This window comes from Marinobacter sp. BSs20148 (assembly GCF_000283275.1).
GTDB lineage: Bacteria > Pseudomonadota > Gammaproteobacteria > Pseudomonadales > Oleiphilaceae > Marinobacter > Marinobacter psychrophilus.
The window spans coordinates 3851615-3863216 of sequence record NC_018268.1; the positions used below are offsets into that span (position 1 = coordinate 3851615).

Annotated in this window: 14 protein-coding genes; 13 read left to right on the top strand and 1 reads right to left on the bottom strand. The window is 56.2% G+C overall.

What is annotated here, in order from left to right:
- Positions 1-40 precede the first annotated feature (40 nt).
- From MRBBS_RS17590 to MRBBS_RS17600, 3 genes are read left to right on the top strand one after another with little or no spacing between them, the layout of a single operon-like run.
- On the top strand, positions 41-544 hold the full coding sequence (locus MRBBS_RS17590; RefSeq protein WP_014872958.1) for a Fur family transcriptional regulator: 504 nt from the start codon (positions 41-43) through the stop codon (positions 542-544).
- A complete protein-coding gene (znuC, locus tag MRBBS_RS17595) occupies positions 541-1362 on the top strand; it encodes a zinc ABC transporter ATP-binding protein ZnuC (protein ID WP_014872959.1) in 822 nt (273 codons plus the stop codon). The genes MRBBS_RS17590 and znuC overlap by 4 nt, the downstream gene beginning before the upstream one ends.
- Entirely contained in the window at positions 1355-2161 is an 807-nt protein-coding gene (locus MRBBS_RS17600) for an iron chelate uptake ABC transporter family permease subunit (RefSeq protein ID WP_014872960.1), read from the top strand. The genes znuC and MRBBS_RS17600 overlap by 8 nt, the downstream gene beginning before the upstream one ends.
- A gap of 40 nt (positions 2162-2201) precedes the next feature.
- Here the strand turns inward: MRBBS_RS17600 and MRBBS_RS17605 are convergent, their stop codons facing one another.
- On the bottom strand, positions 2202-3284 hold the full coding sequence (locus tag MRBBS_RS17605) for a patatin-like phospholipase family protein (RefSeq protein ID WP_014872961.1): 1083 nt from the start codon (positions 3282-3284) through the stop codon (positions 2202-2204).
- A gap of 206 nt (positions 3285-3490) precedes the next feature.
- Between MRBBS_RS17605 and MRBBS_RS17610 the strand changes: the two genes are divergently transcribed.
- The 10 genes from MRBBS_RS17610 to MRBBS_RS17645 all read left to right on the top strand — a co-directional run bounded on the left by MRBBS_RS17610 (position 3491) and on the right by MRBBS_RS17645 (position 11555).
- Positions 3491-4099 carry a hypothetical protein gene (locus tag MRBBS_RS17610; protein ID WP_014872962.1) on the top strand — a complete coding sequence of 203 codons (609 nt, stop codon included), beginning with the start codon at positions 3491-3493 and terminating at the stop codon, positions 4097-4099.
- Between the two features lie 5 nt (positions 4100-4104).
- Complete coding sequence (locus MRBBS_RS20155; protein WP_014872963.1) at positions 4105-4308, top strand: diguanylate cyclase domain-containing protein; 204 nt, start codon at positions 4105-4107, stop codon at positions 4306-4308.
- An 87-nt stretch (positions 4309-4395) separates the two neighbouring features.
- Positions 4396-4968, top strand: a complete 573-nt coding sequence (gene folE / locus MRBBS_RS17615) for a GTP cyclohydrolase I FolE (protein WP_014872964.1) — start codon at positions 4396-4398, stop codon at positions 4966-4968.
- Between the two features lie 84 nt (positions 4969-5052).
- Positions 5053-5475, top strand: a complete 423-nt coding sequence (locus MRBBS_RS17620; protein ID WP_014872965.1) for a CoA-binding protein — start codon at positions 5053-5055, stop codon at positions 5473-5475.
- Positions 5476-5479: 4 nt separating this feature from the next.
- On the top strand, positions 5480-5656 hold the full coding sequence (locus MRBBS_RS19260) for an EAL domain-containing protein (RefSeq protein ID WP_014872966.1): 177 nt from the start codon (positions 5480-5482) through the stop codon (positions 5654-5656).
- Between the two features lie 12 nt (positions 5657-5668).
- Positions 5669-5977: a hypothetical protein gene (locus MRBBS_RS17625; RefSeq protein ID WP_014872967.1), complete on the top strand. Its 309-nt coding sequence runs from the start codon at positions 5669-5671 to the stop codon at positions 5975-5977.
- A gap of 80 nt (positions 5978-6057) precedes the next feature.
- Complete coding sequence (locus tag MRBBS_RS17630) at positions 6058-6489, top strand: MerR family transcriptional regulator (protein WP_014872968.1); 432 nt, start codon at positions 6058-6060, stop codon at positions 6487-6489.
- Between the two features lie 3 nt (positions 6490-6492).
- Positions 6493-9093, top strand: a complete 2601-nt coding sequence (locus tag MRBBS_RS17635; protein ID WP_014872969.1) for a heavy metal translocating P-type ATPase — start codon at positions 6493-6495, stop codon at positions 9091-9093.
- Between the two features lie 100 nt (positions 9094-9193).
- The gene (locus tag MRBBS_RS17640; RefSeq protein ID WP_014872970.1) at positions 9194-9643 is read left to right on the top strand and encodes a DUF411 domain-containing protein; all 450 of its coding nucleotides are present in this window, start codon (positions 9194-9196) and stop codon (positions 9641-9643) included.
- A 208-nt stretch (positions 9644-9851) separates the two neighbouring features.
- A complete protein-coding gene (locus MRBBS_RS17645; protein WP_014872971.1) occupies positions 9852-11555 on the top strand; it encodes a diguanylate cyclase domain-containing protein in 1704 nt (567 codons plus the stop codon).
- The last annotated feature ends 47 nt before the right edge of the window (positions 11556-11602 follow it).

Consider the following 11602-nt stretch of genomic DNA (forward strand, 5'->3'; position numbering starts at 1 on the left):
GCAACTGTTATAATGTTGCAAATTTCAACGGATACTTGCCATGCCCGCCCGCGCTTTACCCTATCGCCCCCATAATCATGATCTTTGCGTTGATCACGCTCTGGCCCAAGCCAGGGAAATCTGCCGGCGTAACGAGGCGCGGTTAACCCCCGTCAGGGAAAGAGTGCTGGAGCTAATTTGGCAGTCCCACAAACCATTGGGCGCCTACGATGTGCTGGCTCAGTTAAGCGCCGATGGCCACAAGGCAGCGCCGCCAACGGTGTATCGCGCCCTCGATTTTTTACAGCAGCACGGCCTGGTGCACCGGATTGCGTCGCTTAACGCGTTCACTGGTTGCGACCACCCGGGCCAGCACCACTGCGGCACTTTTCTGATCTGCCGCAGCTGTAGCAACGTGCTGGAGTTAGCTGCCCCGAACGTAATCGCTGCTATTAACCAAGCCGCAGCAGCCGAAACGTTTCAGGTAGAACAGATTACATTGGAAATTGCCGGCTTGTGCCCGCGCTGTCAGAGCGACAGCACTGATCAGCCGACACCATCATGAACGAGGTTTTGGCAGAACTGAGCAAGGTATCGGTGACGCTCAATGACCGATTGATTGTTGACCGGGTGTCTTTGAGTATAAAGCGCGGCGATATCATCACTATTATTGGCCCCAACGGAGCCGGCAAAACCACGCTGATTAAAACCATTCTGGGCATCCAGAAAGCCACTTCTGGATCGATTAGCCTGCCGCCCGGCTTGGTGATTGGCTATGTGCCACAAACCCTGAACCTCGAAACCACCCTGCCGCTGAGTGTTGAGCGTTTCATGGCGCTGGGCGGCTGCGACCGCAAAGGCTGTCAACAGGCGTTGGCGCGCACCGGTGTATCCCACCTGATGGCAGCTTCGGTGCACCATCTTTCTGGCGGCGAGAAACAACGACTGCTGCTAGCCCGCGCGCTGGCCCGCCAGCCCGGCCTGTTAGTTTTGGATGAGCCAGCTCAAGGGGTCGACATCAACGGCCAGGCCGCGCTTTACGATCTGGTGCGCCAGCTCCGAGACGAACTCAACTGCGGCGTTATCATGATATCCCACGACCTGCATCTGGTTATGGCCGCGACCGACAAGGTTATCTGCCTGAACCAGCACGTGTGTTGCAGCGGTTTTCCGGAAGACATATCCCACGACCCGGCCTTTATTGAAACCTTCGGCACCGCCGTTGCCGAGTCACTGGCGGTGTACCATCACCATCACAATCACCGTCATGATCTGCACGGCAATGTTATTGGCGGCGGCTCCGCTATCGATGGCACTCTGAAAAAGGGTACTTTCGACGACGCGGAAGCAGCGCCAACTTGCTCAGGGCACCACCATGATTGATGGCATTCTGGATGATTTTTTCTGGCGTGCGCTGATCGGCGGCTTGGGTGTCGCTCTGGTAGCGGGGCCTCTCGGCTGTTTTGTGGTTTGGCGGCGGCTCGCCTATTTTGGCGACACACTGGCCCATTCGGCGCTTCTAGGCATTGCCCTGAGCTTCGTGATTCAGGTGCCTATTAATGTCGGGGTGATTATCACTTGCTTGGGGTTGGCTCTGGCGCTGGTGCTGTTTTCCCGCAGCAAAACATTAGCCACCGATACCCTGCTGGGCATACTGGCCCACAGTGCCCTGGCCATTGGACTGGTCACCCTGAGCTTTATGCCCTCGGTGCGAATGGACCTTACCGGGCTGCTGTTTGGCGATCTGCTGGCCATGAGCCGCAGCGATCTATGGTGGATTTACGGCGGTGCCGCCACTATTTTGTGCCTGCTGGCGCTGCTGTGGCGTGGCCTGCTGATGAGCACCATTCACGAAGAACTGGCGCGGGTTGAAGGGGTGCCGGTAGAACGCCTGCGGCTGGCCCTGATTCTGATGTTCGCTATTGTGATTGCGGTAGCCATGAAAATTGTCGGCGTGCTGCTGATTACTGCGCTGCTGATTATTCCCGCCGCCACCGCAAGGCGCCTGGCACGCACACCCGAACAGATGGTGGCCATGGCGATGCTGTTCGGCTTTGTTGCCGTGACCGGCGGGTTGGCCCTGTCATGGGAACTGGACACACCGGCGGGGCCGTCGGTGGTGGTTACCGCATTCAGCTGTTTTCTGCTGATCTCCGCGGTTGGCGGCAAACAACGTGCATAAATCGGCTTAACAGAAGAGTTCTCGCATCCAAACGCAGCGGCTACAGCGGCTGCATCACTGAATCCCACTGGCGCTTTTCCACCAATTCCATGAATTCATCACCCAGGCGCTCACTCTCGGCAATCGCCCGACGCCAGGCTTTTTCGCGGCCGGCATCGTCGCCCAGGTACTTTTCAAAATCACGACGGTCCGGCAGCTTTCCATTGGGCAAACTCGCCAGATAGTCCGCCGAGGGCGCCAGCAACAGCACATCCTGCACATGTGACGCGTTAGACTTGCGCCAAGGTAAAGACTTATCAAACCAACCGGGAATTATTCGGTCGGTAAAATGCGGATACAGCACAACACCGGGCTGCTGGTACGGCAAATCCAGGTGATAATCCAATAAACCGCCGTCGCGATAAAGTCCTGCTGGCGCTCCAGGAATGTTTGCCACCCCCGACATCACCATCGGAATTGAAGCCGAGGCCAGCAACGCCGTGAGCAGGTTGTCTTGATTCAATGCAATGGTGTGGCTGGCGAAATCGCGCAGCTCCTCTAACGGTACCGGTGTGCGAGTGTCCTGCACAATGGCCCGTTCCATGACCCGACCCAGATGCCGGCGTCCCAGCATGTTGCTAGCTATGGCGTGCAGCAGCCCCAGGGTCAGACGACCGCGGCTATCGTGCCGCAACAGTCCCAAACTGCGCACCACCATGACGCTCAGCCGATACTGCGGGTGATTCAAAATATGCTGTTCACGCCCACCCAGTAACTGTTGCAGAAACTCGAGGCTTTTACGGGTTACTTCGGCGGCGCTGACCCCTTTTGTAAAACGCTGCTGGGTGTATAGCTCCGCTAGCAACTCCAACTGAGCCACCGGGTTATCAGACGACGCCACCGCCGCAAAGCGCCAGCTGCCAATAGACGATCCCACCAACGCTCTGGGCTGCGGCGCGCTCGGCAGCCAATGACCAAACAGGGTTTTATCCAGGCCGCTCAGGCCCAAGGCTTTGGGCCCACCGGCAGCGCCAGGAATCACGTGAACATCCCCGGCGCTCAGCGGGTTATCCCGTAACCGCCTCATGGCACGAGTACCGGCTCGAATCGTTAAAGCCGGTGTGCGAATATGAATAGCGGTCATGGTTTCTCCTTAACAGGGGACGCGGGCAAGAAAGCCGCAAAGTGTCATCATTATTGGGTTTGGCCGCGGTTTCTCCAGCGAACACGACAACGATTATTCAACAGGGCAGCTTTTTTTCACGGCAAGCCGTGCTAAATTTGACGTATCGAGTAATAAAAAAACCAGCGCGCCAAGCCGCAACATCGGGCTGACGAAGGGAGCTCTAGGTGGCCATACCTTTTTTTTTATCGGAAAAATTTACCAGCAACCCAACTTTGGTGGTGATGGGGTTTCGCCGCCAGTTGGTTTATCATCTGCATTTCTGGGCTTGCCTGGCCGTAGCCCCGCTGATTGTGGTGCAGTGGCTTCATCAGAATTACCTATTGTCTGCCCTACTCTTTCTTTTCTGCGCCAACGCCTTACTGGTGATTGGCTTTTTGCGCTTCCGCCAGCACTACTTCTTGCGGGGCTGGCTGTTTCCGCTACTGGCGATGATCTGCGCGGTCTATTCTACCGCCATTAACGGCCATGCCGGGCTTTACTGGGCCTACCCTGCCATTACTGCTGTATTTTTTCTAATGCCCCTGCGGGATGCCGCCATCAGCAACTTTGTGTTTTTAGCTCTGATGGTGGTCATGGCTTTTTACGTATTTCCCCTGCCAGAGTTTTGGCGTATTACCACATCACTAGGGCTGACTTGCCTGTTCGCACTGATTTTTGCCTGGCTGGTGGGGCGCTTGCAGCAAGAAATGACAGAACTTGCCACCACAGACCCACTCACCGGCTGCCGGAAACCAGCCTGCCCGAAGCCGAGACACTGGCCCGTGAGCTGGTAAAGAGCGTGGCCGTTGGACCGTTCCAGACGGGTATTGGGGTCACCATCAGCGGCGGCCTGACGCAAGCCTGCGCCAACGAGACCTGGTCAGTCTGGCTCAAGCGTGCAGACCAGGCACTGTATAAAGCCAAATCCGATGGCCGCAACCGTGTTGTGCAGTTAACTGGCAGCTCGCCGCCAGCCGATATCGGCCTTCAGGGCGACCGCTGAAACGCTACGGCGCTTACCCATAGAGATCATGGCCATTTTGCCTTAAGCTTCCGCCCTTGCCAGATTCAGTAAACCGGACCCTTATTTATGAGCAATTCCCTGACAGACGATCTTGCTGGCCACTACCGCGCCATTATTAATGGCTTGGGTGAAAACTGTGACCGCGAAGGCCTGCAAAACACGCCTCTGCGCGCGGCCAAAGCCATGCAGTTTCTAACTCGCGGGTACCAGCAGGATCTGAACGAGTTGGTCAACAACGCGGTGTTCGAATCCGCCATGGACGAAATGGTGGTGATACAGGACATAGAACTGTACAGCATGTGTGAACATCACGTGTTGCCTTTTATCGGCAAGTGCCACATTGCCTACCTGCCCCAGGGCAAGGTCCTGGGGCTGTCCAAATTCGCGCGCATTGTCGATATGTACGCAAGGCGCCTACAAATTCAGGAAAACCTGACCCGACAGATTGCGGAAGCGGTAGAAAGTGTGACCAACGCCAAGGGCGTGGCCGTCGTGATCGAAGCCCAGCACATGTGCATGATGATGCGTGGCGTCGAAAAACAGAACTCGAAAATGAAGACCTCGATGATGCTCGGCCAGTTCCGAAAGTCACAGGCCACCCGCCTGGAATTCTTCAATCTGATCAGTACCAACCGTTGATCAGGTTCACATTGGCCAGATGGGACACTAGGTAACTGGTAGCACTTACATTGCTATTTTCTTCCTCGACAGGAGCGTTACATCATGACTGAGGCGTCTGACTCGCAGATTCTCGACATTCTGCAGCAGGTCCGCACCATAGCGTTGGTGGGCGCCAGTGAGAAAACCAGCCGACCGTCCCACGAGGTTATGCATTACTTGCAACAGCAGGGCTATCGGGTAATACCCGTTAACCCACGTTTGGCCGGCCAACAGCTACTGGGTGAAACCGTTTTTGCGGATCTTGAATCACTGCCGGTCGCGGTCGACATGGCAGACCTGTTCCTGGCTGTGCAACGCACCGACGCGGTGATCGACCAGGCTATCGCCATGAAAATTCCGGTCTTGTGGCTCCAAATTGGCGTTATTAACCACCAAGGCGCCGATCGCGCGCGACACGCGGGCATGAAAGTGGTGATGGACCGCTGTCCAAAGATGGAAATACCTCGGCTCATACACCGAGGCTGAAATAATGGCCAACAATCTAGGCATCCAGGTGATGGCCGAAGGCGTAGAAACTAAGAGCCAGCTTAATTTTCTGCGCCAGTATGGTTGCGATGTGGCTAAAGGTTATCCGATCAGCCGTCCTATTCCCGCCGTCCAGCTGGAGCAGTGGCTGAAGCCGCAACACGCTGAAATCCCACTTTAACCGTGAGACTCCATGACACATTATCTGACCACCGAACAAGACGCGCGCCTGCGCCGCTGGGAACGGTGGAACCGCAATTATTTTCTATTCGCCTTTACGGCGTTAATTATCATTTTGGTGTTCAGCAGCCAACTAGGGTTGTCTAGCGCCGATGATTGGGACGGGCTGGGCATCATTCTGGTGCTATTGGTGGGGCCAATAGTGGCTATGCAGCTGAAGCTGACCTGTCCCGCATGTAGCGAAAAGCTGGGTTGGCAAGCCAAACTAATGGTTCCGGAACAGTGCAAGCACTGCGGCTGCTTTCTTCGCGCCAAAGGCTGACAACAGGCTCGTAACATTTGACCTATGAGCGGCTAACAGGTTTTAAGCTACACTTATCGTAAAAGGCGACGGGGTAGTTTATGAAAGTAAAAGACATGGCTCGTGCCGCTGGGGTAACGCCCGACACGGTGCGCTTCTATTCTCGCGAACAACTGTTGGCACCCAGCCGCGATCCGGCGAACAACTACCAACATTTCTCCAGCGATGATTTGCGCCGCCTACGTTTTGCCCGTAAGGCCCGCCAGCTTGGTTTTTCTCTGCCCGAGATCCGCGACATTTTGAACCAAGCCGACGACGAGCATTCCCCCTGTCCCATGGTACGCGGCGTGTTTGAAAAACGCCTGGCCGAGGTTGAACGCCGGATTAACGAACTCCAGCAATTGCACCAGCGCATGCAAAAGGCCCTGGAGGCTTGGCGAGACATGCCCGATGGCACGCCAGACGGCCATACCATCTGCCGTTTAATTGAACACTGGGATCAGGCCGAACCTAACTTGGCAGAGGAACTCTAAACCATGGACAGCACAGCCGCTAACACCGAAAATCGGCTCAGCATTGCCGGTGCCACCTGCCAAGGCTGCGCCCGTAAAATCCGTGTGGCATTAGAACCGTTGGTCACCGACAGTGCCGCGCTGGACGTGAACATCGAGCAGAAAACCGTCACTTTGCCCGCCGGCATTGACCCCACCGACGCGGCCCTCAGAATCACCGAAGCGGGCTACCCGGCGGAGATTCTTCATGCCGAGCCCGCCGCCAAAAGCTGCTGTGCCAGCAAGACAACGCCACCCTGTCGCAGCGAAAAAGGTAACGCTGTTGGAGCAGAGGCCCCTGCGCCAGAGGCAGTCAGCGCCGCCAGCAACAGCAACGACGGCATTCAGCTGGCGGTCACCGGCGCCACCTGCGCGTCTTGCGTCAGCAGCATCGAGAAAGCCTTGAAGTCGGTCAGCGGCGTTACCCACGCCCACATGAACCTGGCCGACAATACCGCCAGTGCCAGCGGTCAAGTCGCTCCGCAAGCACTGATCAAAGCCATCGAAAGCGCCGGCTACGGCGCCAGCGTGATTGATGATCCAGACACTGCAGACGAACGTCGCCAGCAACAAGATCGCAAACGTTACCGCACCTTGCTGGTAAAAATGGCGATCAGTCTGTCACTGGGTGTAGGCCTGATGATCTGGGGCATGGGTTTCGGCTCGATGACCGTAGATGCCGGTAACCAGACCACTTGGATCAATCTGGGCATTCTGACCCTGGGCGTGATGATTGCCACCGGCAGCCATTTTTTCACCAGCGCTTGGAAAGCATTACTCCATCACAACGCCAACATGGACACCCTGGTAGCGCTGGGGACCGGCACCGCGTGGATGTATTCCATGGTGGTGGCGGTGTTCCCCGCAGTTCTGCCAGAAATGGCGCGCCACGTGTATTTTGAAGCTTCAGCGATGATCATCGGTCTGATCAATCTGGGCCAGGCATTAGAGCTGCGCGCCAAGGGCAAAACCTCCGAGGCCGTGCGCCGGCTGCTGGATCTGCGCGCTAAAACCGCCCGCGTGATCCGCGACGGCCAGGAACAGGACCTGCCCATAGAGCAGGTGCGTAAAGGCGACCAGATCCGCGTTCGACCCGGTGAACAGCTGCCGGTGGACGGTGTAGTGCGCGAAGGCAACACCCGCGTTGACGAAAGCATGCTCACCGGCGAGCCCATGCCGGTCAGTAAAGGCGAAGGCGACGAAGTGTCTGCCGGCACGTTGAACACCCGTGGCAGCATTGTGTACGAAGCCACCCGTGTAGGCAGCGACACGGCCCTGGCGCAAATTATCCGTCTGGTAAAAAAAGCCCAGGGCTCGAAACCCTCGATAGGCCGCCTGGCGGATAAAATTTCCTCGGTATTTGTGCCCAGTGTGATGCTAATCGCCATAGCCGCCGCGCTGGTCTGGTACAACCTGGGGCCAGACCCGGCGATAGCGCACATGATGGTGGCCGCCACCACCGTATTGATCATCGCCTGCCCCTGCGCCTTGGGCCTGGCCACGCCCATGTCGGTGATGGTCGGCGTCGGCAAAGCCGCTGAATACGGCGCGCTGATCCGCCAAGGTGAAGCCCTTCAAACCGCTGGCAAAATCAACCTGGTTATTCTGGATAAGACCGGCACTATTACTGCCGGCAAACCCGCGGTTACCCAAGTGCATGTAGTAGACGGTGATGAAATTCATCTGCTGGCCCTGGCAGCTGGTCTTGAGCAGCATTCAGAGCACCCGCTGGCCTACGCCATTATGGAAAAAGTCCGGCAGGACACTATTCAACCGGCCGACATAACCGGCTTCGACAGCCACAACGGCAAGGGTGTCGCCGGGCAACACAATGGCGACACCCTGCGCCTGGGCAACCGACGTTGGCTGGTAGGTGAAGGGCTGGATGTAACCCCGTTGGACCAGGCTGCCCAAAGTATTACCGACAACGCCGGCACCCCGCTTTTTGTGGCTCTGGGCAAACGGGTACTGGGCGTTATTGGCGTTGCGGATGCCATCAAACCCGATTCCCAGGCCGCCATTGAACGGCTCCATCAGGCCGGCATAAAGGTAATGATGGTCACCGGCGATGTGGACGCCACCGCCAAGGCCATCTGCGCCAGTGCCGGTATTGACGATTATCGTGCCGGAGTGTTGCCGGAAGACAAAGCCGACGTGGTTAATGACATGCGTAAAAAAGGCTATACCGTCGCCATGGTGGGTGACGGCATTAACGATGCCCCGGCTCTGGCCGCCGCCGATGTTGGCTTTGCCATTGGCACCGGCACTGATGTAGCCATTGAAAGCGCCGCCATTACGCTGATGCGTGGTTCCCTGCACGGGGTTCCCGACGCCATCGAAATATCCCGCGCCACGGTGAAGAACATTCACCAGAATCTGTTCGGCGCGTTTATTTATAACAGCCTGGGCATACCCATTGCCGCCGGCCTGCTGTACCCGTTGTGGGGCATTCTGTTAAGCCCGATCATTGCCGGTGCAGCCATGTCGATGTCGTCGGTTACCGTGGTTACCAACGCAAACCGGCTGCGACTGTTCAAAACCAGTCGCAAAGTAGACATCCCCACCAAACAGGAACAGAACCAATGACATTTTTTTTGGTCAACCTCACAGGTTTAGCGCTGATGGCCGCCGTCGTCTGGTGGTTCTGGTTGGCGCCCACTGACACCAAAACGAAGAGGTAACACTGATGAAGCAACGTACTCTAGCCATGTTACTGGGCGCTAGCCTGAGCTTTGGCTCGGCCCTGGCCAACGCCGAATCTGAGCACAACATTCACGTCTACAAATCGCCCACTTGTGGCTGCTGCACCGACTGGGTCAAACACCTGGAGGACAACGGTTTTGAGGTGGAAGTCAGCGAAGTCGACAATGTCACGCCGGTGAAAACCGAAGCCGGCCTGACACCGGCCCTGTCCAGTTGCCACACCGCGTTTATCAACGATTACGTGATTGAAGGCCACGTGCCGGCAGGCGACATAAAACGCCTGTTAAGCCAAGCGCCCCAAGCCCGTGGCTTGAGCGTGCCGGGCATGCCTGCAGGTTCACCAGGAATGGAAATGGGCGACCGCAAGGATCCGTACCAAGTGCTGTTATTCAACGCCAACGGCCAGACCCGAGTGTTCGCCGAACACAACTGATTGCCGCACGATTCTGGGTGCGGTTGCGCCGTGCCGGGCCAATGCACCCCGATCGAGCTGATTCTGAACAACAATGCCAATCGGCCCTTACACCGAACAGAACGTGTAGAGCACTGCGACATTTTTATATAGTTTAGTGATTATTTGCTCTAACATCGGGCCCCTTATTTTATGACTTCATAAACGAAATCATCGAGAGGGTGCCTCGTTGAATCTGAAAAATCGAATTCTCAGCCTTGCTGCTGGCCTGATGATCGTGGCAAGCATTGCCACATGGGCCGCGTATCAGCAGTTGTCAGATAATCTGATCGAACGCTGGGGTAAGCAGGTCGCTGAAATTCAGGTGCATTATGATAGCGCCCGTCTGCTGCAGTCGTTAGAGCGCGAAATAGCCCTGGCGCGGCAAATGGCGCGCTCTCAAGCCCTTCTGGCACTGGCAAGAACCCCTGACGGCCCGTTAATCAAAGCCGCCGCCATTGGTGAAATGGAAAGCTTCCGCAATAATTTTCGCGACCACAGCTATTTTGTCGCCTTTTTAAGCAATGGCCACTATTACTACAACAACACATCCAACGACTATCAGGGCCAGCAATTCCGCTACACTCTGGACCCAAACGAGCCCGATGACGCCTGGTTCTACCGACTGATTGACGAAGGCCGCGATTTCCATCTGAATGTGAATCCCGACACCAACCTGGGTGTAACCAAACTGTGGATTGACGTACTGATGCGCAACAAAGAGAACGTCATCGTGGGTATGGTAGGAACCGGACTGAACCTTGATGACTTTCTGAAGGACATTGTCGACACCGGCCAGCAGGGCATAACCACGTTGTTTGTGGACCTGAACGGCGCCATTCAGCTATATCGCGATCGCAATTACATCGATTTTGCCACCATTATCAAGCCCGAAGGCCAGAAAAGCACCATTGACCTGCTGTTCGACAGCGCCGACGACAAACGCCAAATACTGGATATGCTGGCCAGCCTGAAAGACACAAGCCACACCGTCGAAAGCCGTTTTGTGACCGTCAATGGCCGCAAACATTTAGCAGGTGCCGCTTTTTTACCCGCTATAGGGTGGTATGAAGTCACGCTGATTGACCTGAGCACCTTGCTACCCAAAACGCATTTATGGCCCCTGATAGCGGTTTTTAGTGCCAGCTTGCTGATTACTCTGGCAGCGTTTCACCTAGTGGTCCAGTTTCGCATTCTCTCCCCGGTTCTGCGTCTCGGCGCCGCCGTTAATCAAGTACGTCGCGGCAATTTTGACTTGCCACCGTTGGCCAAGCCCGGCAACGAAATTGGATTGCTGGCCGCCGACTTTGAGGAAATGACACGTACACTCAAACATTCTCGCGATGAGCTTGAACAAAAAATTGCCGAACGCACTACAGACCTGCATTCGCTAGCGCGGGTAGATTCGCTGACCGGACTTTGTAACCGCCGCAGTCTGGATGAAATCCTCGAGGTCGAGATCCAGAGGGCCAGTCGGCGAAGTGCCGGCTTTGGCGTTATCTGGCTGGACATCGACCACTTTAAGGTGATTAACGACAGCCTTGGCCATCAAACCGGCGATGAAGTTCTGTGTCAAACAGCGCTCTGGTTACAGGAAAGTCTGCGCCCATATGACCAACCCGGGCGATGGGGTGGCGACGAGTTTATGGTGGTGTTGTCGCCCTGTGATCATAATATTCTACGCTTTCTGAGCGAGCGTTTGCGCCAGACAGTTGAACGCGAAAGTGCAAACGGTAGTCTACCGATTACGGTCAGCGTAGGCGCTTACCTGTGTCAACCCGGCGACAGCGCCAAAACCATCCTGCACGAAGCCGACCAAGCGCTTTATCAGGCCAAAGCCGGCGGTCGCAACACAGTGTTCATCACGAATAAAGACCATCAAATCCTGGGCTGATCCGACAAATAAAGCCTCAACCACGCTCTCATTGCCTAACGGGTCTG

Excerpts from the sequence above, each read along its gene's own strand:
- MRBBS_RS17630 (WP_014872968.1), top strand. The coding sequence starts at position 6,058 with ATGAAAGTAAAAGACATGGCTCGTGCCGCTGGGGTAACGCCCGACACG.
- MRBBS_RS17625 (WP_014872967.1), top strand. The coding sequence starts at position 5,669 with ATGACACATTATCTGACCACCGAACAAGACGCGCGCCTGCGCCGCTGG.
- znuC (WP_014872959.1), top strand. The coding sequence starts at position 541 with ATGAACGAGGTTTTGGCAGAACTGAGCAAGGTATCGGTGACGCTCAAT.
- MRBBS_RS17590 (WP_014872958.1), top strand. The coding sequence starts at position 41 with ATGCCCGCCCGCGCTTTACCCTATCGCCCCCATAATCATGATCTTTGC.
- MRBBS_RS17635 (WP_014872969.1), top strand. The coding sequence starts at position 6,493 with ATGGACAGCACAGCCGCTAACACCGAAAATCGGCTCAGCATTGCCGGT.
- folE (WP_014872964.1), top strand. The coding sequence starts at position 4,396 with ATGAGCAATTCCCTGACAGACGATCTTGCTGGCCACTACCGCGCCATT.
- MRBBS_RS17600 (WP_014872960.1), top strand. The coding sequence starts at position 1,355 with ATGATTGATGGCATTCTGGATGATTTTTTCTGGCGTGCGCTGATCGGC.
- MRBBS_RS17640 (WP_014872970.1), top strand. The coding sequence starts at position 9,194 with ATGAAGCAACGTACTCTAGCCATGTTACTGGGCGCTAGCCTGAGCTTT.
- MRBBS_RS17605 (WP_014872961.1), bottom strand. The coding sequence starts at position 3,284 with ATGACCGCTATTCATATTCGCACACCGGCTTTAACGATTCGAGCCGGT.
- MRBBS_RS19260 (WP_014872966.1), top strand. The coding sequence starts at position 5,480 with ATGGCCAACAATCTAGGCATCCAGGTGATGGCCGAAGGCGTAGAAACT.
- MRBBS_RS17620 (WP_014872965.1), top strand. The coding sequence starts at position 5,053 with ATGACTGAGGCGTCTGACTCGCAGATTCTCGACATTCTGCAGCAGGTC.